The organism is Sinosporangium album (genome assembly GCF_900100605.1).
In the GTDB taxonomy this organism is placed as follows: domain Bacteria; phylum Actinomycetota; class Actinomycetes; order Streptosporangiales; family Streptosporangiaceae; genus Sinosporangium; species Sinosporangium album.
Genome location: NZ_FNCN01000011.1, coordinates 148,344 through 173,604, shown reverse-complemented (window position 1 = coordinate 173,604; position 25,261 = coordinate 148,344). Strand labels below are relative to the sequence as shown.

Sequence of the window (25,261 nt, the reverse complement as noted above, 5' to 3'; positions counted from 1 at the left end):
AGTCGCCCCTCTCCGCTGCGGCCGAGCATGGTGATCAACGGCGTGCCGCCCGCAGAGCCGGGAGGGCCGCGGTCAGGACGGCGGTGAGGGTGAGGGCGGCGGCGCCGTACGCGACGAGCGCGGCGCTCGGGGTGAACGCCTCGGCGAGCAGCCCCGCCACCAGGGAGCCGGTCGCCGCTGAGGCGACCACCTGGGCCTGCCAGAGGCTCGACACGCGGCCCCGGAACTCGTCGGGAGTGTGGCTCTGCATCACGGTGAACCGCAGGATGTCGCCGAGCACCCGGCCCAGGCCGTACGCGGCGAGGGCCAGGAAGGCGAGCGGTACGACGGCGCTCAGCCCGACGGCGAGCACGGCGGCGGCCATCCCCGCCATCGCGGCTGAGAGCGCCAGGCCGACCCTGTGGACCCGGCCGATCCAGCCGCTCGTCAGCGACCCCGCGACGGCTCCGAGGGCCGGGGCGCTGTACAGCAGCCCGAGGACGACCTCGCCCCCGCCGAAACGGGTCTCGACCAAGGCGGGCAGTAGCACGACGGGCCCGCTGAGCAGCATCATCGCGACCCCGGCCAGAAGCACACTCCTGACCACCGGCTGCCGCGACGCGAAGGAGAGCCCCGCGGCCACGGCCTTCACCACCGGTTCGCGTCCCGCTCCGGGGGCCGGCTTGGGCGGCAGCCGGCTGATGCTGAACGCCGTGAACACCGTCGCCAGCGCGGCGGCGGCGTAGTTCGCCGCCACCCCGAAGGCCGCGATCAGCACCCCGCCGACCGCAGGCGAGGCGACGGCCGACAGGTCCGCCGTCAGGCTGAGCAGCGCCCCCGTGGCGGGCAGGTCCTCCCGCCTCACCAGCGCCGGGATCAGCGCGGTCAGGGCGCTGGCGCTGATCCCGGCGGCGAGCCCGTCCCACGCGGCCAGCAGATAGATCGGCAGCAGAGGCGGATCCGGCAGCAGCGCGTTGACCGCCAGCAGGGCGAAGCCCACCCCGGCCGCCGAACGCGCCAGGACGATCACCCGCCTCCGGTCGTACCGGTCGGCCAGCACGCCCCCCGACAGCGTCCCCGCGAACGTGAACGCGCCCTGCGTCGCCGCCACGGCGCCGAGATGTACGGCGGAGCCGGTCAGCGCGTACACCTGGACGGGCACGGCCACCATGAGCAGGCCGATGCCGAAGAGGGACGCCGTCCTGGCGGTGAACACCAGCCGCAGGTCCCGGCTGTGCCGCAGCGGCGAGAGGTCCAGGGCGAACCTCCGCAGGCCCGGCGCCCCCGTCATGCCGCCCCTCCCCCGTCGCCGCGCCCGTCCGCGCGCCCACCGGAGTGCCCGTCGGCGGCGTCGATGTGGGCGGCGATGACCGGGCCGGTCGCGGCCCAGCCCCGGGCGCGGCCCAGGGTGTCGTGGTCGACCTCGACCCGGTGGTCGAGGAGCCGTCCGGTGATGTGCCGGCGCCACGCCGCGCGGTTGGCGTCGCCTCCCGCCGGGTGCTCGCCGACGGCCGCGCTGAACAGCAGGACGTCGCCGCGGAACACGCCGAGGGACGCCTCCGCCATCTGTCCACTGTGGCGCAGGTAGGACTCGACGATCCGGTCCAGCACCGGCGTGTCGAACGACGACAGCACACCGTCGGCGCCCCGGACCGCCGCGTACACGGCCTCCCCGTCGGACAGGTCCAGGGCGAGCGGATCCAGCCCGGCCGAACCCGCGATGTACTGCATGGCCTCTCGGTGCAGATCGCCGGCGGCGGCCGGAGCGGCGTCGGTCTCGGAGGTGGCCTCGGTCTCGGTGGCGGTGGCGGTGGCGGTGGCGGTCTCGGTGATGTAGGCGTCGAGGAGGGTGAGCGAGGCCACCGACCGGCCGCTCTCCTGGAGGAGCACCGCGATGCGGTACGCGAGGATCCCGCCGTAGGACCAGCCGACGAGGTGGCAGGGGCCCTCGGGGTGGATGTCCCGGATGCGCCGCAGGTGGTCGGCCGCCGCCGCCTCGAAGGTGACGCGGGCCGCCCCGGGGTCGGCGAGCAGCGGCTCCTGCAAGGCGTGGAGGGGGCGGTCGGGGAGGTGGGCCACAAGGCCGGTGTAGGACCAGCCGAGACCTCCGGCCGGGTGGATGCAGAAGACGGGAGCGCGTGTCCCGGCGGCGCGGAGCTGGAGGAGGGGGTGGAGGCCGCCGGAGCCCGCCGTACGGCGTGAGCCGCCGAAGGCGGCGGCGAGCCCGGCCGGTGTGGGCGTGTCGTAGACGTCGCGGACGGACACGTCGCCGAGGGTGTCGCGGAGGCGGCCGACGAGGCGCACCACGAGGAGGGAGTGCCCGCCGAGCGCGAAGAAGTCGCCGTCCCTGCCGACGTCGGTCAGCCCGAGGACGTCCTGGAACGCGGCGGCGACCGCCTCCTCGGCGGGGCCGCGGGGCCGTTCCGCGGGATTCTGCTCGGGCGTCGGCGCCTCGGGCAGCGCGCGGTGGTCGAGCTTGCCGTTGACCGTGAGCGGCAGCGCCGGCACCGCGACGACCGCCGCCGGCACCATGTAGCCGGGGAGCACCCGGCCGGCCGCCGCCCGCACCTCCTCGGCGGTGGTCTCGGACGCGCCGGCGTCCGGCACGACGTACGCGACGAGCTGTACGGCTCCCGCCGCGTCCTCGCGTGCCACCACCGCGGCCTGCGCCACGCCGGCGAGCCCCGCCAGCGCGTCCTCGATCTCGCCGGGTTCGATGCGGTAGCCGCGGATCTTGACCTGTCCGTCGGAGCGGCCGAGGAAGTCGATGAGCCCGTCGGAGCGCCACCGTGCGAGGTCTCCCGTGCGGTACATGCGCCCGCCCGGGCCACCGTACGGATCGGCCACGAACCGCTCCGCGGTCAGGCCGGTCCTGCCGTGGTAGCCGCGGGCCAGACCCGCTCCCGCGAGGTACAGCTCGCCGACCGTGCCGACGGGAACGGGCCGCAGGCCAGGGCCGAGGATGTGGGCGCGGGTGTTCCAGATGGGACGGCCGACGGTCGAGGTGCTGCTATCGGCCAGGTCCGCCCCGAGCGCGTTGATGGTGTATTCGGTGGGGCCGTACAGGTTGTACGAGTCCACTCCGGGCGTGTCGCGCAGCCGTGTCCAGAGGGCGGCGGGCACGGCCTCGCCGCCGAGGGAGACGAACACCAGGCCCGGCGCGTCGGGCGAGGTGTCGCCGTGGCAGCGCGGGCGGTCGAGCAGTCCGGCCTCGGCGAGGAACGTGCCGTAGGAGGGGGTGACGTCGAATCCGTCGATGCGCTGCTCGTCGAAGTAGCGCAGCAGCAGCCGGGGGTCGCGCCGGGTGTCCTCGTCGATCACGTGCACCTCGTGTCCGGCGAGCAGCCAGAAGAGCTGCTCCCAGGAGGCGTCGAAGGAGAACGAGGTCGTGTGCGCGATGCGGAGCCGGCGTCCGCCCTGCCGCGCGGTCACCTTCTCGAAGATGTTCTCCAGGTGGTTGAAGTACATGTTGGTGAGGCCGCGGTACGGCACGGTGACGGCCTTGGGCCGGCCCGTCGACCCCGAGGTGAAGATCATGTAGGCGGGGTGGTCGAGGCCGCCCGGCATGGCGCGTTCGGCGGCGGTGACGGGCGTCGGTGAGGCGGCGGCGAGCTCGTTGGCGAGGCCGGGGTCGTCGAGGACGAGCAGGCGCGGATCCTCCGGGAGCAGGGGGCGCAGGGCCTCGGTGGTGATGACGGCGACCGGCTCCGCCTCGTTGATCATGTAGGCGATGCGGTCGGGTGGATACTCCACATCGATCGGCACGTAGGCCGCGCCCGCGGCGAACACCGCGAACAGCGAGACCACCATGAGCTCCGACCGGGGCAGCACCAGCGCCACCGCGCTCTCGGCCCCCGCCCCGCGCCGCATCAGCACCCGCGCCAGCCGGGACGCCCGGGCCTCCAACTCGGCGAACGTCAGCGCCGCCCCCGTGCCGACCAGCGCCCGCTCCCCCGGGCAGGCCGTGGCCCGTTCATGGAACAGGTCGGCGATCGACACCTCGGGGACCTCGCGAGGCTCCGGGTTCCACCCCGCGACCTGGGCGCGCTCGGCCTCCGAGACCGCCTCGATCCGGCCCAGCGGCACGTCGGGGCCGCCGGTGAACGCGGTCAGGATGCGGACGTAGCGCGCCATGATCTCGTCGGCCGCTCGCGTGTCGAAGACGTCGGTGCGGAAGAGCATGCGGAGCCGTACGCCGCCGCCGTCGGGCGGGCTCACCACCATTGTGAGCGGATAGTGGGTGGCGTCCTTCAGATCGCGGCCTTCGACGCGCAGGTCGCCGCGCGGTCCGAAGCGCCGGCCGGGTGTGATCTTCGGCTGGTTCTGGAAGACGAACAGTGTGTCGAACAGGTTCGTGCGCCCCGCCAGCTCGTGAAGGCGGGCGAGACCGACATACGGATACCGCAGGGCGGTCAGGCGCTCGGTCCGCACCCGCGCCGCCACTTCGCGCAGCGTGGCGGACGGGTGCGTCCGCACCCGCATCGGCACGGTGTTGAACAGCAGCCCGACCGTCGTCTCGATGTCGTCGAGCTCCGGCGGCCTGCCGTACGTCAGCAGCCCGAACACCGCCTCGGAGGCGCCCGTGTGCTGGTGCAGCAGTACGGCCCAGGCGATCTCGAACACCGCGCCGGGGGTCAGGCCGAGTTCGCGGGCCAGACGCGCGACGGCGCCGCCCAGCTCGGCGGGGAGTTCCCGCTCCAGCTCGTCCATCGCCTGGAGGTCGGCGTCCATGTCCTGCGCGTGCGGTGCGATGAGCCCGGCTGCGGACACCCCGTCGAGGGCGGCGCGCCACGCCTCCTCCGCTGCCGACATGTCCTGCTCGGAAAGCCAGGCGAGGTACGTGCGGAAGTCGCAGACCGGACGCGCGGCCTCGGCGCCCGGATCGGTGTAGAAGGAGAGCACCGAGAGCAGGAACAGCGACATCGACCAGCCGTCCATGAGGATGTGCTCCGACCACACCGTGAACCGGTGCTCGTCCGGGGCGAGGCGCACGAGGCCGAACCTCATCAGCGGCGGACGGGTGATGTCGAACGGCCGGCCGGCCCGGGCCTCGCGGAACAGCTCATAACCCCTCTCCCGCTCCTCCCGTGTGGCCGCCGCCGTCAGGTCGGTCTCCGCCCAGTCGAACGCGGCCTCGGCCGGGATCGCCTGAACGGCGGTGTCGCCGACGGTGAAGAACCCCGCCTGGACGTTGGGGAACTTGTCCATGGCCCGGCGCACCGCCTCCGCGAGCCGCGGCGGGTCCAGCGGGCCCCGCAGGCGCAGGGTGTTCTCGGTCAGGTAGACGTCCGCGGTGTCCCTGGCGAGCAGCAGGTGGAACAGGAGGCCTTCCTGGAGCGGCGACAGGGGAAGCACGTCACGCAGCGGCCCGACTCTGCTCTCCAGCCGTTGCCGCTGGAAGGAGGTCAGGGCGACCAGGCTCGCCGGCGCGGCGGCGGTCTCCGGAACGGCCTCGGGGCGGGCGAGCAGGTCGGACAGGCGGATCCCGGGGTGCGCCGCCGCCTGGGCGAGCACGCCGCGCAGGCCGGTGAGCAGGTGTTCGGCGGTGCTCCTGTCGAACAGGGCGGTGGCGTAGACGAGGGAGACGTCGAGCGGCCGGCCGTGGCCCGGGTCGTACAGGTGGAAGACCAGGTCGAACTTGGTGGTCCGCGTGTCGAGGTGCCACGGGGAGGCGGTGAGCCCGTCGAACTCCAGCGGGACGGAGGGGGCGGCGCCGTACGACACCAGGACCTGGAACAGCGGGTTGACGCCTGACGCGCGGGGCGGGTTGATGTGCTCGACGACCTGTTCGAACGGCACATGCGCGTGTTCCATGGCGTCGAGGTTGTCGGCCCGCACCCGGTCCACCAGGTCCGCGAATGCGGGATCGCCAGCGAGGTCCGCGGTGAAGACCATGGTGTTGACGAAGAAGCCGATGAGGCGGCCGAGGCCCTCGTCGGCGCGTCCGTCGACGGGCGACCCCAGCGGCACCGATGTGCCCGCCCCCGCGGCGTGGAGCTGCGCCGCCACAGCCGCCTGGAACACCGTGAGCAGCCCGACGCGCCGCCGCAGCGCCAGGTCCCGCAGCGCCGCGGAGAGGTCGCCGGACAGGGTGTGCTGGAGCGTCTCGCCGCCGTCGCCCGCCTTCTGCGACCTCGGCCGGTCGAGCGGCAGCGGCAGCTCCCTCGGCGTGCCGGCGAGCCTCCGGGCCCAGAAGTCCAGCTCGCGCGCCGACTGCGACGCGGGGTCGTCGCGGTCGCCGAGCGTGCGGCGCTGCCACCGCGCGTAGTCGGCGTACTGCGATGCGAGCGGGGCGGGGTCCGGTTCGCGTCCTTCGCCGCGCGCGCGGTAGGCGGCGGTGAGCTCCTCGATCAGCAGCACCGCCGAGGAGCCGTCGAAGGCGATGTGGTGGGTGCCGATGTGCATCAGGTGTTCGCCGTCTGCGAGGCGGAAGAACGCCAGGCGCAGGGGCGGCTCCTCGGTGAGCGGGAAGGGCCGGGTGAGGTGGGCGCGGATGTGCTCGTGCCGTACGTCCTCCGGCACTCCGCGCAGGTCCACGACCTCCGTCTGGAGTAGGGCCTGGGCCGCGTCGACGGCGAGGACCCGCTGCACCGGCCCGTCACCGGTGTCGGGATAGAAGGTGCGGAGCACCTCGTGCCGGGCGGCCACGTCGAGCAGGCCGCGGCGGAACCGCTCGGGGTCGGGCGCGCCTCCGGTGAGGCGGATCATGACGCCGGAGTTGTAGGCGCTCGACTCCGGGTCGAGCCGGTGCAGGAACCAGAGGCGCTGCTGGGCGTGTGACAGGGGCGCCGCGGCCGTGCCGTCCTCGCGGGCCGGTACGGCGGACGCCACCTCGGCCCGCCGCGTCTCGGCCTGCCGCCCGGACCGTGCCTCACCCCGCCGCCCGGGCCCTGCCTCGGCCCGCCGCCCGGGCCGCGCGTCGACCTCCTCGCCGATGACGGCGGCCAGCTCGGCCACGGTCGGGGCGTCGAAGACGTGCCGCACCTCAAGGTCCGCCTCGAAGACGGAGGCGAGCCGGGTGACGAGCCGCATCGCGAGCAGGGAGTGGCCGCCGAGTTCGAAGAAGTTGTCGTCCCGGCCGATGGAGGGCCGGTCGAGGGCATGCGCGAAGGCGTCGGCGACGAGGCGTTCACGCTCGTCCATCCGGTCGGCGGCTCCCGGTTCCGCGGTGTGGAGCGGGGCCGGGAGGGCGGCACGGTCGATCTTCCCGTGCGGGGTTCGGGGCAGGGCGTCGAGAACGACGTAGGCGGCGGGGACCATGAAGTCGGGCAGCTCGCTGCGGGCCAGTGCGCGCAGGCCGCCCATGACCCGCTCTCCGGCGTCGCCGGGCGGGTCCGGGTCCTCGGGGCTCTCGTGGTTCGCGTGGTTCTCGGGGTTCTCGGGGTTCTCGGGGTTCTCGTCGTGGTCCTCGTGGTGAAACTGGTCGAGCACGACATAGGCGACGATCCGCTGCTCCCCCGGCCGATCCTCCCGTACGGCCACGGCGGTCTGGGCCACGCCGGGATGCCGGCTCAGCACTGACTCGATCTCGCCGGGTTCGACCCGGAATCCGCGGATCTTGACCTGGTCGTCCGCACGTCCCGCGTAGACGAGGACGCCGTCCCGCCTCCGGCGTACGAGGTCACCGGTCCGGTAGAGGCGCCGTCCCGCGGCGAACGGATGGGCCACGAAACGCGACGCGGTCAGCCCGGGCCTGCCGAGATAGCCCATGGCCAGGCCGCTGCCCGCGACGTACAGCTCGCCCAGGGCGCCGGGCGGGGCCGGCCGCAGCGCTCCGTCGAGCACGAACACCTCGGTGTCCAGCACCGGCAGGCCGATCGGCAGCATGCCCTCGGTGTCGTCGGGCGAACACCGCCACAAGGTGGCGTCGACCGTCGTCTCGGTCGGGCCGTAGGAGTTGAAGACGGGATGCCGGCGGGCCCACCGCGCGGCCAGCGCCGGCGGGCACGCCTCCCCTGCGACGACGACGGTCATCCCCTCGGGCACGTCCTCCTCCGCGATCTCCGCGAGCGCCGAGGGCGGCAGCGTGCAGTGGGTGATGCCCGCCTCGCCGAGGAAGGCTCCCAGCGGTGCCCCGAGCCGGCGCTCGGGCGGCACGAACACCAGCGCCGCGCCCGTCAGCAGGGCCATGCAGATCTCCCACACCGAGGTGTCGAAGCTGGTGGTGGCGAACTGCAGCACCCGCGAGCCGGGGCCCAGGTCGAAGGCGCGGCGCATGGTCTCGGCGAGCGCCGCGATGCCCGCGTGGGTGACGGCGACACCTTTGGGGCGGCCCGTCGATCCCGAAGTGAAGATCACATAGGCGGCGTCTCCGAGCCGCGCGGGGCGGGGCGTCTCCGCCACCCCGAGAGGGCCGCCGCCGAGGCCGCCGAGTTCGGCGGCGAACACGGGGTCGTCCAGAAGCAGCAGGGGCGCCGTGCCGCCCCCGGCCGTGCCCTCGGACGTGCCCCCGGCCGTGCCCCCGGCCGTGCCCTCGGCCGTGCCCTCGGCCGTGTCCCCGGACGTGTCCCCGGACGTGTCCCCGGACGTGTCCCCGGACGTGTCCCCGGCGGCCCCGCCGGGGTCGGCGAGGTCCCGCCAGATCGTCACGGTACTCACAACGGCGGCAGGGCGGGCGTCGCCCATCATGAAGCCGATCCGTTCGGCGGGGTAGCCGGGATCGATCGGAACGTGCGCCGCCCCGGCCTTCTGCGCCGCGAGCATCCCGACCAGGATCTCCACCGACCTGGGCAGGACCAGCGCCACCAGGTCGCCCGCCCCGACGCCGCGGGCGATCAGCGCCCTGGCCAGGCGGTCCGCCCGTTCGGCGAGCTCGCGGTAGGTGAGGCGGGCGGTGCCGTACTCCACGGCCAGGGCGTCGGGGGCGCGGGCCGCCTGCCGGTCGAACAGCTCGGGCCACGTGCCGGGGTCGGTCCCGCCGTCGGTGGCGTTCCACTCCAGCAGTGTCCTGTGCCGCGTCCGCGCGTCGAGCAGGTCGAATCGCGCCAGCGGACGCTCGGGGTCGTCCACCAGCTCGCCGAGGAGCTTTACCAGGGCCGGGCCGATCGAGGCGGCGCGTTCGGCGTCGACGAGGTCGGCGCGGTGGCGCAGGACGAGACGCAACCGATCGCCGGGCAGGGCGGTGACGCCGAGGGGGTAGTGCGTGGCGTCGAACCCGTCCACCGCGTCGACCCGCAGGCCGGCCGCCTCGGCGACGCCGTTCAGATGCCGCTGGTCGAAGGGGAAGTTGTCGAACACCGCGAACGTGTCGCCCGGCTCACCCAGCCCGGACACGCGCCCGATGTCGGCGAGCCCGAGGTGCCCGTGGGCGATGACGGCGGCCTGTGCCGCCTGTAGGTCGCGCAGAGCGGCGAGGGCGCTCCTCCCCGGGTCGAGCCGCACCCGGACGGGCACCGTGTCGACCATCATGCCCACCATGCGCGCCGATCCGGGCACCTCGGGCGAGCGGCCCGAGGTCATGCCCAGGAAGACGACATCGTCCTTGCCTGTCCAGTGGCCGAGCAGCATGCCCCACGCCCACTGCACGACGGTGTTCAGCGTCAGACCGCTGCGCCGGGCGAACCTCCCCAGCTCGGACGTCAGGGCGGCGGGCAGGTCGATGCCGGTCTTCTCCGGCAGCGCCGCCACACCGCCCGAGCCCGCCTGCGGCGGCCCCAGGACGGTGCCCTCGGACAATCCGGCGAAGTAGTCGCGCCAGGCGGCCCGCGCGGCCTCCCTGTCCTGGGCGGCGAGCCACGCCAGGTGGTCGCGGTACGGCGGAGCCGCCGCCACCGCCTCCTCCCCGCCGGCGGTGTACAGGCCGAGGAGCTCCTCCACCAGCAGCGACACCGACCAGCCGTCCAGGGCCGCGTGGTGGGTGGTGACGACCAGCCGCCACCGGTCGACGCCCGCGGCGACCAGCACGAACCGCAGCGGCGACGGCTCGCGCAGGTCGAACCGCGCGAGCCGCTCGGCCCGCGTCACGGCCTCCGCGGGGGCGTCCACGAGCCGCCAGCGGAGAGGGGCGTCGCGAACCACGACCTGGACGGTGCCGCCGGACGGCACTCGTGCGAAGGCGCTGCGCAGGGCGGGGTGGCGGCGCAGCAGGCGTTCCGCGGCGGCGCTCAGCCGGGCCGGCGCGAGAGGGCCGCTGAGGTCGACGGTCCACTGGACGACGTACGGGTCGAGCCCGCCGCGGGCGGTCTCGGCGTGGTAGAGGACTCCTTCCTGGAGGGAGGTGATCGGCCACACCTCCTCGACCTGGCCGTACCGCGCGGTGATGTGGTCCAGGTCGGCCGGATCGGCGGCGGGAAGGGAGGCCGCGGGGGCGGGCAGGGAGGCCCGCGCGGCCAGCGCGGCGAGTCCCGCGACGGTGGGGCGGGCGAAGACGTCGGCGGGGGTGAGGCCGAGGCCCTCGGCGCGGGCCGAGGCGACGAGCCGTACGGCCAGCACGCTGTCGCCGCCGAGTTCGAAGAATCCGTCGTCGATTCCCGTGATGGGCGTTCCCAGCACCTGGCCGAACAGCCGGAGGAGGTGCTCTTCCACGGGGGTGCTCGCGGGCCTGGCCTCCGCCGAGGCCACGCGGGGCCGGGGAAGGGCCTTCCTGTCGATCTTGCGGTTGGGGGTGAGGGGCAGCGCGGCCAGCGGCACGCACTGGGCCGGCACCATCGACGCGGGGAGCCGCTCGGCGAGGAATCTCCGCAGTGCGGCGGGCTCCGGGCCGTCCCCGGGCGGACGCCCGCCGCCCGCGGGCCCGTACGGCACGCCGGGCACGCCGGGCACGTAGTACGCGAGGAGCCGCGGGTGGCCGTCCTCTCCCGTGTCGACGATCGCGACCGCCTCGGCGACCCCCGGGTGGGCCGTCGCCGCGGCGGCGACCTCGCCGAGTTCGATGCGGAACCCCCTGAGTTTCACCTGGTCGTCGCTGCGACCGAGGAACACGAGCTCCCCCGAGGAGTTCCACTTCACGCGGTCGCCCGTGCGGTAGAGGCGGGCGCCGGCGGCCGACGCGCCGACGGCGAACGGGTCGGCGACGAACCGCGACGCGGTGAGACCGGGCCGTCCGAGGTAGCCGCGGGCGACCCCGTCACCCCCCAGGTACAGTTCGCCGGCCACCCCGACCGGCACCGGGCGCAGGTGCTCGTCGAGCACGTGGGCGACGGTGTTCTGGAGCGGGGTCCCGATCGGAGGCTCCGCCTCGCCGGCGCGGCCCCGCCGGTCCTCGGCGCCGACCGGCGCGGCGGGGGTGACGCGGCTGAACGTGGACCACACGGTCGTCTCGGTGGGGCCGTACAGATTGACCACGCCGGCGGTGTGCTCGCGCATGCGGTCGGCCAGCGCCCGGTCGAGCGCCTCCCCGCCGACCAGGGCCTTCACCGGGCGCAGCGCGCCCAGGCCGCCGCCTCTGGCCTCGGCCGTCAGCATCCGCCACAGCGTGGGGGTCGCCTGGAGTACGGTGGCCCGCGACTCGGCCACGGTGGCGAGGAGGCGGTCGGGGTCGCGGACGGCGTCCTCGGCGGCGATCACGACCCGGCCGCCCGTGACCAGCGGCACGAAGAGTTCGAGCACGGAGATGTCGAAGCCGACGGTGGTCACGGCGACCAGCCGGTCCCGCTCGCCGAGGTCCAGGGTGCCGGCCACCGCCTCCGTGAAGTTCACCACGGCGCTCATGGGCACGACCACACCCTTGGGCCGTCCCGTCGACCCCGAGGTGTAGATCACGTAGGCCGCCCGTTCCGGGGAGAGCCGCTCGGACTCGACAGGGTCAGAACTGTCCCGATCAGGACTGTGCGGGTCAGGCCGGTCGACACGCACCCGAGGGACCGGTGGGTCGGCCGGGAGCAGGTCCCACGTGTCGGCGGAGACGAGGACCGCGGCGGGGGCCGCATCGCCGAGCATGAACGCCAGCCGGTCTGCGGGGAACGCCGGGTCCAGCGGCAGGTAGGCGCCGCCGGCCCGCCACACCGCGAGGAGGGCCACCACCAGGTCGGCCGACCTGGGCAGGGCGACCGCGACCACCTTCTCCGGCCCTACGCCCAGGCGGCGCAGCGTCCGCGCGAGCCGCTCGACCCCGGCGTCCAGTCCGCCGTAGGTCAGGCTCTCCTCTCCGCAGGTCACCGCGGTCGCCTCCGGCCGCAGCGCGCACCGGCGTCCGACCAGCTCGTCGAGGGAGGCTGGCGGGACCGCGCGTACTTCGCCCCGCCCCAGGCCGCGCAGCGTCTCATGCTCGCCGTCGAGAAGAAGGTCGAGGTCGGCGACCGGCCGGTCGGGCTCCCGTGTGACCGCGTCGAGCAGCGCGACGAGACGCCGGGCGAGGCGGGCCGCGGTATCCGCGTCGAACATGTCCGAGGCGTACTCGATCTCGCCGCGCAGTGCCGTACCCCGTCCGCGTTCGCTCATCCGGAACGTGAGGTCGAACTTGGAGGTGCCGGTGTCGAGCAGCCGCACCCCCGCGACCGCGAGCGGCCCGGCGACCGCCTGGCCGCCGGGCAGGCTGTGATAGCTGACCAACACCTGGAACAGGGGGTGCCTGCTGGGGGAGCGCGCCGGGTTGAGGGCTTCGACGACCCGCTCGAACGGCACGTCCTGGTGGGCGTAGGCCGCGAGGTCGGCGTCGCGCACTCTGCCGAGCAGCTCGGCGAAGCCGGGCCGCCCGGACAGGTCGGTGCGCAGCACGAGCATGTTGACGAAGAAGCCGGCGAGCCGGTCGAGCGCGGGGTCGGTGCGGGCGGCGATGGGGGTGCCGAGGCAGAGGTCCTCTCCCCCGCCGAGCCTGCCGAGCAGGGCGGCCACGGCGGCGTGGAAGAGCATGAACGGCGTCGCGCCGCACCGGTCGGCGAGCCGCGCCATGCGTTCGCGCAGGGCGGGTTCCACGTCGAAGGCCACGGTCGCGCCGCGCTGGGTGCGGCGCGCGGGCCGCGGGCGGTCGGCGGGCAGGTCGAGCTCCTCGGGCGCCCCGGCGAGGGCGGCCTTCCAATGGCCGAGGGCGGGGTCCTGTCCGGCGTCCTCCTGCCGCCAGAGGGTCTCGTGCTGCCACAGGGCGTAGTCGGTGTACCGCAGCGGCAGCGGGGACCAGGTGGGCGGGTGGCCCGCGGCTCGCGCGCCGTAGGCGTGGGCGAGGTCCGACAGCAGCACCGTCGTCGACCACTCGTCCGCGGCGACGTGGTGGACGACAAGGAGGAGGACGTGCCGCCGCGGGGAGACGGTGCAGAGGCGGACCCGCAGCGGGGGTTCGACGGCCAGATCGAACGGGTAGCGGGCTGCGGACGCCAGCGCGGCGTCGAGCTCGTCCTCGGCGACCTCCACGACGGACAGGTGGGGCCGTCCGGCGTCCCCGTCGAGAACCCGCTGCCACGGGATGCCGTGCGTCTCCGGCAGCACGGTGCGGAGCGTCTCGTGCCGGGCCGCGAGGTCGGCGAGCGCGGCGCGCAGCGCGTCGGGCTCGACCGGCCCGTCGAGCTCCACCGCGAGCGGGATGTTGTAGGTCGGCCGGGGGCCGTCGGTCTTGTACAGCACCCAGAGCCGCTGCTGCGCCGGCGAGAGCGGGATCCGCGCGGGACGTTCCGCGCGCGGGGCGAGCAGCCGCGCCGCCCCGGCGCTCTCCAAGTGGCCGCACAGCCGCTCCACGGTCGGATGGTCGAAGATCGCCCGCATCGACACCTCGGCGCCGAGCTCGGCCTTGATGCGCCCGGCGGCCCGGACGGCGCTGAGCGAGTCGCCGCCCAGCCGGAAGAAGTCGTCGTCGAGGCCGACGGCGGCGCCGCCGAGCACCTCCGAGAAGATCTTGCACAGGCTCTCCTGCACGGCCGTCTGCGGCAGCCGTACGGCTCCCGCCTCCTCCGCCGGGTCCGGAAGGGCCGCCCGGTCGAGTTTGCCGTTGGCGTTGAGCGGCAGCGCCGGCAGGAGTGCGATGTGCGACGGCACCATGGAGGAGGGCAGGGTGCGCCGCATCCCGTCGAGCAGGGTCTCCCGGTCGAGCAGGGTCTCCCGGCCGGGCCGTGCGGACGGTTCGGCCACCGCCCAGGCGACGAGCCGCCGCGACCCGGCGGCGTCGGTGCGCACGTCGGCCGCGGCCTGCGCCACGCCGGGGAGAGCGCGCAGGGCGTGCTCGATCTCCCCGAGTTCGATGCGGAAACCGCGCACCTTCACCTGGGAGTCGGCCCGGCCGAGGTAGTCGATCCGGCCGGCCGCGTTCCACCGTACGAGGTCGCCCGTGCGGTACATGCGGGCCCCAGGCGCGGCGAACGGGCCGGGGAACAGGTCGGCGAACGGGTCGGCGACGAAGCGTTCGGCGGTGAGGCGCGGGCGGTTCAGGTAGCCGCGTGCCACGGACGGGCCTGCGACGTACAGCTCCCCGGCGGCGCCCGGCGGCACGGGCCGGAGCGCGCCGTCCAGCACGTAGACCCGCGTTCCGGGGACGGCCCTGCCGATGTCGGGCGCGGTGCCGCCGTACGGCGCCACGCCGGACGTCGCGATCACGGTGGTCTCGGTGGGGCCGTACATGTTCAGTACGGCACAGCCGGGTATACGCTGGCCGATCCTCGTGACCAGGTCCGCGGGGAGCGGCTCCCCCGCCGCCACCACGCATTCCGTCCGCACGTCGAGCGACGGGTCGGCCAGCACGGTGGCGAGCACCGACGGCACCCCGCTGACCAGGCTTCCGCTCCACCCGCGGTACTCCGGGTCGAGCAGCGCCAGCGCGTCCTCCACGACCTCGACGCACCCGCCGTTGAGCAGCGGCGCGAACATCTCCAGCACCGACACGTCGAAGGTGAGGGAGGTCGCGAACAGGACATGGCGCAGCAGACGCTCGCCGAGCAGCTCCATGGCCCACCGGGCGAGCCCGACCACGGAGCCGTGGCCGACGGTGACGCCCTTCGGGACGCCCGTCGAGCCCGAGGTGTAGATGACGTAGGCGGCGTTGCCGCCGCCGTGGCCGGCGTGGCCGGCCGGCCGCGGCGGCGCCGTGCGGCCGGCGTCCTCCAGCAGCAGCTCCGGCACGCCGAACCGGTCGCCGCGCAGCGGCGAGTCCCGCGAGCGCAGCAGCAGCACCGGTCCGGAGTCGCCGAACATCGCCGCGACGCGCTCCGCGGGGTGGCGGGCGTCGACGGGGAGGTAGGCCGCGCCGCTTTTCAGCACGGCGAGTACGGCGATGACGAGGTCGGGGGTGCGCGGGAGCGACAGGGCGACGAGCCGCTCCGGGCCCGCGCCGCGTGCCCGAAGCTCGGCGGCGAGGTCGGTGGAGCGCCGGTCGAGCTCGGCGTAGGTGAGGACGCGGGGGACGCCGGGGACGCCGGGAACCCCGGGAACGCTGCCGCGGTGGACGACGGCGGGCGCGTCCGGCATCCGGGCCGCCACTGCGGCGAAGCGCGCGTCGATCGTCTCAGGCTCTCCGCCCGCCGCCGGAGCGAGGGCCGCGCCGTTCCACTCCTCCAGCACGGTCGCGCGCTGCTCGGCCGTGGCGGTGTCGAGCCTGCCGAGCGGAAGGTCGACGTAGGTGGAGAAGTCATCGAGGAAGGCGAGGAACCTCTCGCGGTGGGCGGCGAGCTCCCCCCGGCTGTGCAGGGAGGGGTTGGCGTCGAATTCGAAGTACAGCTCGTCGCTGTCGTGCCGCGGGTAGACGGAGATCGTCAGCTCCTCCACGGGCCCCGCGGCCAGGTAGGTGGACCTTCCCGTGACTCCGCCGAACCGCAGCGGCACGTCGAACGGCTTCACGTTCACCCAGATCCGCGACGGCGCCACGTCCCCGCCGCGCAGCCTCATGTCGCGGCGGATGTCCTCGAACCTGTAGTCGCGGTGCGCCCGCACCTCGTCCAGCGCCGCCCGCAGCTGTTTGAGCAGGTCACGCGGCGGTGTGCCGGGCTCGACGCGCACCTCGGCGGGCAGCACGTTGACCCACGTGCCCGGGACGCGCGTGGAGACCGACCCCGGCCTGCCCATGAGGGGGACGCCGAGCACCACCTCACGCGCCCCCGTCATCCGGTGCGCGTAGGCGGCCACGGCCGCCATCACCGTCTCCACCCAGGTGGAGCCGAGGTTCGCGGCCCGCCGCGACAGCGTCCGGAAACGCTCTCCGCCCAGCGTGCCGTACTCCCTCAGGAACGACGTCGCGGTCTCGCCCTTCCGCTCGCTCAGCCCGGTCGCCGCCCGTCCGCGGGCGGCCCACTGTCCCCAGAAGCGCCGGTCCTCCTCGAAACGCCGGGACGCCCGGTAGGCGTCCTCCTCCTCCAATGCCTCCCGCAGCGGCGAGAAGGGCGCCGGCCCCGGCTCGCGCCCCTCGCTCAGCGCCGTGTAGATCGCGGCGGCCCTGCGCTGCACCTGCGCGTAGCCGTGGCCGTCGAGCAGGATGTGGTGGACGCGCTGGTACCAGTAGTGCAGCCCCGCCGCGAGCCGGAACACCACCTGCGCCGCCAAGGCGCCGCCCTCCATGTCCACCGGTGTGGCGAGGTCGCGCCGCATCCACGCCAGCGCCGCCTCGCTCGGATCCACCTCCGCGGTGAGATCGACGAGCCGCGGCGGGCCGGGCGGCGCGGGCAGCACCCTCTGGTGGACCTCGTCCTGCTCCGCCTCGAACCGCACCCTCAGCACATCGGTCTCGGCCACCGCACGCCCCACGGCCTCGACCAGGCGGGCCGTGTCGATCTCTCCTCGCAGTTCGACGTATTCCGCTGTGTTGAAGACGGCGTTGCGGGGGTCGAGCCGCTGGGCGAACCAGAGCCCGTGCTGCGCGCCCGACAGGGGAAGGCGGGTTCCTTCAGTGATCGTCACCGTGTGTGTCTCCCGACATGCTGGATGGGCGTGGCCGCCGAATGGCGTGAAGGTGGTCGAGCGGCTGATCAGACGGGTGGGTGCGCGGCCGGTCCGGCGTTCGCGGACACAGCGGCCAGGGCGCGCGGGGTGAGGCGTTCGAAGACGTCGGCGACCGAGAAGACGACCCCCTGCCGGCGGGCCCGGTTGACCAGGCGCATGGCGAGGATGCTGTCGCCGCCTCGGGCGAAGAAGTCGTCGTCGGCCCCGACCGGCCCGGTGCCGAGCACCGCCGAGTACAGCTCGCAGAGCCGCGCCTCCACCGGCCCTTCAGGCGGGCGGTAGGCGGTGGCGGCGCCCTGACCGGGGGCGGGGAGCGCCCGGCGGTCGACCTTGCCGCTGGACGTAAGCGGGAGGGCGTCGAGCGGCACATAGGCGGCCGGAAGCATCGCGGCGGGCAGCAGCCGCGCCAGGTGCTCGCGCACGTCGGCGAGATCGGCGAGGTCACCGCGGTCGGCCGCGCCGGCGCGGCCGACGACGTAGGCCACGAGCATGGGATCGCCGCCGCGCTGCGGAAGCGCCAGCACCGCGCTGCCGGCGACGGCGGGATGCCTGTTGAGCGCCGCCTCGACCTCGCCGGGCTCCACCCGCACGCCGCGGATCTTGACCTGCTGGTCGGCGCGCCCGAGGTATTCGACCACGCCGTCCTGCCGCCATCTGGCCAGGTCTCCGGTGCGGTAGAGCCTGCCGCCCGGCCTGAACGGGTCGGCGATGAAACGCTCCGCGGTCATTCCGGGGGCGCCGTGGTAGGCGCGGGCGACCTGTGCCCCGCCGAGGTACAGCTCCCCGGTCGCTCCCACGGGTGCGGGACGCAGCCACGTGTCCAGGACGTGGACGGTGGTGTTCCAGGCGGGGCGGCCTATGGGCACGTTGACGCCCCCGTTGGCACCCTCGCCGCCCTCGCCGCCGCCCTCGCCGCCGCCCTCGCCGCCGCCCTCGCCGCCGCCCTCGCCGCCGCCCTCGCCACCGCCACCGCCGTGGCCGTCTCCCTCGCCGCCGCCCCGGGAGGACATGAGCGTGACCTCGATGGTGGCCTCGGTCGGGCCGTACAGGTTCTCGACGGCGACCTCGCCGAGAAGCCGCCGCGCCTCGCGGGCGAGGTCGGCGGGCAGGGCTTCGCCGCTGCAGGCAACAAGCGTGAGGCAGTGGTCGTACGGCCGGCCGAGGGCGTCGAGGCAGCCGAGGAACTCGCGCAAGACGGAAGGCACGAAATGCACCCGGGTGATGCCGCGCCGCGAGATGAGTTCGGCGAGGTAGCGGGGGTCGCGGTGCCCTCCGGGCCGGGCGAGGACCAGCTCGGCCCCCTGCGTCAGCGGCCAGTAGAGCTCCCACCCCGACACGTCGAACGCGACCGATGTCTTCTGCAGCACTTTGTCGCCGGCCGTGAGGCGGTATTCCCCCTGCATCCACGCCATGCGGTTCGCGAGCGCCTCCCGCGTGACCTCCACGCCCTTCGGCGCCCCCGTGGAGCCCGACGTGTGCATCACGTAGGCGAGGTTGCCGGGGTGTACGGCGGAGCCGTGCTCGGGCGCGGCTCCGCCGTACACCGGCACCCGGTCCAGGCGTATCACCGGCACGCCCGCCGCGGCGCCCGTCTCGGGCGCCTGGAAGGTGGCGTCGGCGAGCACGCACGCCAGGTCGAGCGACGCCATGATGCCGTGGATGCGCTCCGCGGGGTGGTCGGTGTCGAACGGCACATAGGCCGCGCCCGCCTTCAGCACGCCGAGCAGCGCGGCCACCAGGTCGAAGGAGCGCGCGCAGGCGACGCCGATCAGCGACTCCGCGTCCGCTCCCCGCCGCCGGAGCATGCGGGCGATCCCGTCGGCCCGTGCGTCGAGCTCGGCGTAGGTCAGCGCGTCGCCGTCGAGCGACACCGCCACCCGGTCGGGCGTGCTCGCGGCCCTCCGCTCGAACTGCTCGGCCACGCCGAGCGGCGGCACCGGCCGTACGGTGTCGTTCCACACCGCTCCGGTGAGCCTGCGCTCCTCGGGCAGCGTGGCGGGCAGGCGGGAGACGGGCCGCCCGGGATCGGCGGCCATCGCGGCCAGCAGGCCGGCGAGCCGTTCGGGAAGTCCCGCGGCCACGCTTTCCGGGACGAGCCCCGGCCTGTGGTCGACGTTGAGGGCGAGGCGTTCGCTGGGCACCGCGATCAGCGTGAGCGGATAGCTGGTCGCATCGCGTCCCCGCACCGCGCCCAGACGCAGCCCGCCGAAGTCGCGCCCCAGGCCGAGCGCGCGGTCGACGGGATGGCTCTCGACCACGACGAGCGTGTCGAACAGCTCGCGCGCTCCACCGGCCCGCTGCACGTCGGCCAGGCCGACGTGCTGGAATCCGAACGTGCGGGCGTGGTCGCGCTGGATCCGCGTCAGCAGGTCGAGCACGGATCCGGCGGGGTCGAGCGCGACCCGCGCCACGACGGTGTTGATGAACAGGCCGATCATCGTGTCGATCCCCGGCACGTCGGCGTCGCGGCCCGACACGGTGAGGCCGAAGGCCACGTCGGTGCTTCCGGTCAGCGCGCGCAGCGCCAGCGCCCACGCCGCCTGCACGACCGTGCCCACGGTCACCTGCGCCCGGCGGCACAGCGCTCCCAGCGCCGCGGTCTCGGCGGGGGACAGTACGGCGCGAGCCCGCGTCACAGCCTCCCCCGGCGAACGCCGCCGTTCCGGCGAGACGAGCGTGGGCTCGTCCAGACCGGCGAGCGCCGTACGCCAGAAGGAGAGGGCGGCGTCGCGGTCCGCCGCACGCAGCCAGGCCAGGAAGTCGCGGTAGGGGCGCACCGCCCGCAGTGGGGCCGTGTCCCCGTCTGTTTCGTAGAGCCTCAGCAGTTCGGCGACCATCAGCGAACTCGACCAGCCGTCGAGCAGGATGTGGTGGTAGGTGATGGCGAGCCGATGCCGCCGGGGGGCCGTCGTGATCGCCGTGAGCCGTATGGAGGGCGCGTCCGCCAGGTCGAAGGGCTCCGCGCGGTCCGCCGCGAGGATCGCCTCCAGGTCGGACTCCCGCGTGCCGCCCGGCCCGGCCGGCAGGTCGTGCGCGCGCAGCGGCATCGCCGCCGACGCCGGGATCATCTGCACCGGCCGTCCGGACGCCCCCGTGCGGAACGCGGCACGCAGGTTGGCGTGCCTGAGCAGCAGCGCGTCGCCCGCGCGGCGCAGCCGCGCGAGGTCCAGGGCGCCGTCGAGCTCCAGGTCCACCTGCACTGTGTACGGGTCGCCCTGCCCCTGCTGGGCGTGGAAGAGGATCCCTTCCTGCAGCGGCGACAGCGGAAGGATCTCTTCGAGGGCCGCCCGGGGGGTCACGACGTCCTCCACTCGTGCTCGATCATGGCCAGTTCGTCGGCGTCGAGGTCGTCGAACAGGCTCGAATCCGGCACCGCCGGAGCCGCGCCCGTCCGAGCCGCGCCCGTCCGAGCCGGGTCCATCCGAGCCGCGTCCGTCCGAATCGGGTCCGTCCGAATCGGGTCGCCGGGCGCGGCGGTGTGCCGGGCGATGGCCTCCATGGCCCGCACCCACGTCCCGGCCAGGTCACGCACCTCCCGTTCCTCGAGGAGACCGGGGACCCACGTCCACTGGGCGTGGACCCGCCCGGCCCTGACCACGACGTTGACCTCCAGGGCGTGCGGCGCGGGAAGCGCCGGGTCCGCGCCGCCCAGCACCACGTCACCGGTCGGCACGACGCTCCACGGGCCGCCCCGCTCGTCGGGGCCCCTGCCCCAGTAGTTGAACCCGATCTGCGCACGCGGCAGCGCGGCGAGCACAGGCGCGGTGCGCGGGTTCAGATAGCGCAGCAGTCCGTAGCCGAGCCCGTGGTCAGGGATCGCGCGCAGGCGCCCGCCGATGCGGCTCACCGCCTCCGCCACGCCGGTGTCCGGGCGGCCGAGCGCCAGGCTCACCGGGTATTGGCTGGTGAACCACCCGGCGGTCTGCGACAGGTCGCTTCCGGGCACCGCCTGCTCCTCCCGCCCGTGCCCCTCCACCTCGACCAGCAGGGGCGGCCCGCCGGACGCCCCCCTCCGGCCGTGCCAGTCGGGGAGGGCGACGGCGAGCCCGGCGAGCAGCAGCTCGTGCGTCACTCCGCCCAGCAGCACCTGGGAGCAGTCCGGCGCCAGCGACACGACCAGCGAGCGGGCGGCGCCCACGGTGTCCCGCCGGGGATCGGCCGCACGGCCACCGATCGGCGCACCCGCGTCGCCGCACATCTCCCGCCAGAAGGCCAGCTCGGCCTCCCGCCTCGGCTCCACCGCCTCGACCGCCAGGCCCCGCGCCCACCCGCGCGGCGAGCTCGGCCCCCGGTCGAGGAGGCGTACGGCACCGCCGGCCGAGGCACGCCGCCAGGCGGCGGCGAGGTCGCCGATCAGGATCGGCCATGACACCGCATCGACCGCCACGTGGTGGACGGCGATCAGCAGCCGCCCGTCGCACCCGTCTCCGGCGTCGAACCACACCAGCCTGGCGATCGCCCCCAGCGCCGGATCCAGGTCGCGGACCGCGGAGGCCAGGCCGTCCAGAGCGCGCCGCGTCAGAGGGTCCAGCGGGCCGGAGGCCTCCAGGTTCCCCGGGTGGCCGCGCCGGCCCCCCGAAAGCACGTCCGGCCCCGGCACATCCACCCGTGTCAGCACCTCGTCCACATCGACGGCGCCCGGCGGGGCGATCTCGTGCCGCCACCTGTCGCCGTCGCGCCACACCCGTGAGCGCAGCGCGCCGTGCGTGTCCAGCAGAGCGCGGACGGCCGCCCGCAGGTCCGCGAGCGCCGTCCCGCCGGGCACGGCCACGACCCGGGCCTGGGCGAACCCGCGCAGCGGGCCGCCCCTGCCGCACAGTTCGGCCAGGATCGGCGTCAGCGGGAGCTCCCCCGACTCGCCGTCCCCAGCGCCCGTGAACACGGCGGACAGGCCGACGGAGGCCGCCTGCAGCAGGCCGTACACGCTCTTGCGTTCGAAGACGTCCCGTGCGGTGAACACGATCCCCCGGCCCCGAGCCAGCCCGACCAGCTTGATCGCGAGGATGCTGTCGCCGCCCAGCGCGAAGAACCCGTCGTGCACGCCCACCCTGTCCCGTCCCAGCACCTCGGCGAACAGCGCGCACAGCCGCTCCTCGTCGGGGGTGCGCGGCGCGGTGTACGGCGGGGTGCCCGGGGCCGCCGGATCGGGCAGCGCGGCCCGGTCGACCTTGCCCGCGGCGGTGAGCGGCAGGTCGTCGAGGACGACGATCGGGGCGGGCACCATGGACGGGGGCAGGACGCGCGAGGCGTGCCGCGTGATCCCGTCGACGTCCACCCCGGCTCCGCTCGGCACCACGTATCCGACGAGCCGGTCACCGCCGGGGGCGACCCGCCGTACGGCCACCGCCGCCCGTGCGACATCCGGATGCGAGGCCAGCACCGCCTCCACCTCGACCGGCTCGATCCGGTGCCCCAGCACCTTGACCTGGTCGTCCGACCGGCCGAGATACTCGATCGCCCCGTCCGGCCGCCGCCTGGCCACGTCCCCCGTCCGGTACACCCGCTCCCCCGGCGCGAACGGGCTCGCCACGAACCTCGACGCGGTGAGCGCCGCCCTGGCCGCGTAACCGCGGGCGACCTGGACCCCGCCCAGGTAGAGCTCCCCCGCGCCGCCGTCGTGCACGGGCCTCAGCGCGGAGTCCAGCACGTGGGCCTCGCAGCCGGTCGCGGGCACCCCGACCGGCACCCCGACCGGCACCCCGACCGGCACCGCGCCCTCGGCGCCCTCGGCGCCCTCGGCGCCCTCGGCCTCGTCCCCGGCGGCGACGCCGTGCTTCACGCAGCCGACGGTCGCCTCGGTCGGACCGTACTCGTTCACGACGGTCCCGCCTCCGCCGCACCCGCGCCAGGTGCGCAGGTGCCCCGCCGTCAGCGCCTCGCCGCCCAGCACCAGAGTGCGGACGCCGCCGATACGGCCCTGCGCCCCCTCGGCCAGCAGCCCGAGGTGGCTCGGAGTGCATTTGAGGAAGGTCACCGGCTCCCCCGGCTCCATCAGGCCCGAGAAGTCGTCCACCAGGATCCGTCCGCCCGCCATCAGCGGTCCGAGCGCGGACGTGACGGTGAGGTCGAAAGTGAGGGGCGAGTGCAGCAGCGTGATCCCGTCGAGCCCCGGGTAGGCGTCCACCGCCCAGTCGAGATATCCCGCCAGTGCGGCATGGCCGACCACGACGCCTTTGGGCAGTCCCGTCGACCCCGACGTGTACATCACGTAGGCGGGGTGGTCGGGCCGCAGCGCCGTGAGCCGGTCCGCGTCGGAGAGGTCGTGGCCGGGATATCCGGCGAGGTCCGCGTCCGCGGTCGCAGGGTCCAGGACCACCGGCCGCACCCCGACCGGCCCCGCGCCCGGGTCCGCGCCAGAACCCGGGTCCGCGCCAGAACCCGTGCCGGAATCTGTGCCGGAATCTGTGCTGAGCCCCGCGCCGGTGTCCGCACCCGAACCCGCACCGGGGCCCGTGACCGCCAGGAGCGGCCGGGCGTCCCTCAGCACGGTGGCGATCCGTTCGGCCGGGTGATCCGGGTCGATCGGCAGGAAGGCGGCGCCGGCCTTCAATGTCGCGAGCACCGCGACCAGCAGCGGAAGTCCCCGGGGCAGCAGCAGCGCCACCGCCGTCTCCGGTCCCGCGCCCTGCGCCACCAGGTGGCGCGCCAGCCTGTTCGCCCGGCGGTTCAACTCCCCGTAGGTCAGCTCCCGCGCGGCCGGCCACGCCCGGGCCCGCCCGCCTGCGGCCCCGGTGGGCCGCTCCGACACCGCGACCCGTCCGGGCCCCGCCGCCGCCACCCGCTCGAAGCGCGCCACGACGCACTCCGGCCGTGCCGTACGGCGTGGGCCCCGCGCCCGGCCGAGCGCCGCCGCGCGCTCGGCGGGGTCGAGCAGGTCGATGTGTCCGACGGGGGTGCCGGGAGCCGCGACCGCGCCCTCCAGGAACCGGACGAACCGGCGTGCGATCCCTTCGGCCGTGGCCCGGTCGAACAGGTCGGCGTCGTAGTTGACCACACCGCCGATCTCGTCCTCCCCCGCGTATTCGGTGAAGCCGAAGGTGAGGTCGAACTTGGCGGTGGAGGCGGGCACCGGCAGCACCTCGCCGCGGAGGTCGCCGACGCTCACCCCGCCTCGCGCCACCCGCTGGAAGACGGTCATCACCTGGAAGAGCGGATTATGGCCGGGCGACCGTACGGGGTTGAGGCGTTCCACGAGCCGGTCGAACGGCAGCCGGTGGTGGGCGTAGGCGGCGAGGCCGCACTCACGCACGCGGGCGGTCAGCTCACGCAGCCCCGGCGTGCCCGACAGGTCCACACGCAGCACGACGGGGTTGACGAACAGGCCGACGACGCGGTCCCACCTCGCCTCGCCGCGTCCGGAGACCGGCACGCCGAGCGGCACGTCGTCGCCTGCGCCGAGGCGGTGCAGCAGCGCCGCGACCGCCGCCTGCAGCACCATGAACACGCTGCCCTTGGTGTCCCGCGCCAGTGCGCGGATCCGGCGGGACAGCGCGGCGGGCAGAGTGAACGGCACGTCGCCGCCCCGGTGGCCGCTCACCGCCGGGCGCGGGCGGTCGGCGGGAAGCGCGATCCGTCCCGGCAGCCCGGCGAGGGCTCGGCTCCAGTGCTCGACCTCCCGGGCCGCGGCGCTGGTGGGATCGTGTTCGGCCGCGGCGAACCGCTGCTGTTCGGCGGCGAAGTCCGTGTACTCGGCCCGCCTCGGCTCCCACGCGGGTGCGCGTCCGGCCAGCCGGGCCCGGTAGGCGAGGTCCAGGTCGCCGATGAGCACGGCGAAGGACCACTCGTCGGCGATGGTGTGGTGCAGCACGAACAGCAGGACGCCACCGCCGTCCTCGGTGAAATACCACGCGTGCCAGGGCGGCTCGCGCTCGATGTCGAAGGTCTGCTCCAGTGCGGCCCTCAGGGCGTGGGCGCCGCCGGGGGCGGCGGTGAATCTGGGAGGGACCCGCGAGGTGTCCCATATCCGCTGTCCGGGCAGGTCTCCGGCCGCCGCCCGGCCGCCGAACACCGTGCGGAGCGCCTGATGGCGCTCGATGAGGTCCCCGATGGAGGCCCGGAGCGCGGCGAGGTCGACGGACCCGGTGAAGCGCAGCGCGTAGGGCATGTTGTAGGTGGCGGTCGGCCCGTTCCAGCGGTGCAGGAACCACAGGGATCGCTGTGCGTACGACATCGGTGGCGGATGGTGACCGCCGTCGGCCGTCTCATGTGCCATGTGCGCGTAAGCCCGCCTCTCTGAGCCGCGGAGAACGAGATCCGGACACCGCGCGGAGGAGGGGGCCGACACATAGATGTGCGGCCTGACGTGGCGGCGGTGCCGTCTCGAAGTCCGTCTTGCGTCGTGCGCGTTCGCCTGCTCGCAACCGGCGGGTCTCCCCGCCCCAACGCACTCGCCCCAGGCCATGAGCATTCCCGGGCAAGCCATCGTTTAGGTTAGGCTAACCTAATCAGCCTGACAACCCCTGTAAATCCCACCGACCATCACAAAAATGGCGAG

4 protein-coding genes are annotated in these 25,261 nt (G+C 74.7%); all 4 read right to left on the bottom strand.

Annotated features, from left to right (window positions below):
* Window positions 1-34: 34 nt before the first annotated feature.
* The 4 genes from entS to BLQ73_RS13960 all read right to left on the bottom strand — a co-directional run bounded on the left by entS (window position 35) and on the right by BLQ73_RS13960 (window position 24,937).
* Entirely contained in the window at window positions 35-1,270 is a 1,236-nt protein-coding gene (gene entS / locus BLQ73_RS13975; RefSeq protein ID WP_093170864.1) for an enterobactin transporter EntS, read from the bottom strand.
* Window positions 1,267-16,725: a non-ribosomal peptide synthetase gene (locus BLQ73_RS13970; RefSeq protein ID WP_093170863.1), complete on the bottom strand. Its 15,459-nt coding sequence runs from the start codon at window positions 16,723-16,725 to the stop codon at window positions 1,267-1,269. Before BLQ73_RS13970 ends, entS begins: the two co-directional genes overlap by 4 nt.
* 68 nt (window positions 16,726-16,793) lie before the next feature.
* A complete protein-coding gene (locus BLQ73_RS13965) occupies window positions 16,794-20,066 on the bottom strand; it encodes an AMP-binding protein (RefSeq protein ID WP_176955433.1) in 3,273 nt (1,090 codons plus the stop codon).
* Entirely contained in the window at window positions 20,063-24,937 is a 4,875-nt protein-coding gene (locus BLQ73_RS13960; protein ID WP_176955432.1) for a non-ribosomal peptide synthetase, read from the bottom strand. Before BLQ73_RS13960 ends, BLQ73_RS13965 begins: the two co-directional genes overlap by 4 nt.
* Window positions 24,938-25,261: the final 324 nt, after the last annotated feature.

Excerpts from the sequence above, each read along its gene's own strand:
- entS (WP_093170864.1), bottom strand. The coding sequence starts at position 1,270 with ATGACGGGGGCGCCGGGCCTGCGGAGGTTCGCCCTGGACCTCTCGCCG.
- BLQ73_RS13960 (WP_176955432.1), bottom strand. The coding sequence starts at position 24,937 with ATGTCGTACGCACAGCGATCCCTGTGGTTCCTGCACCGCTGGAACGGG.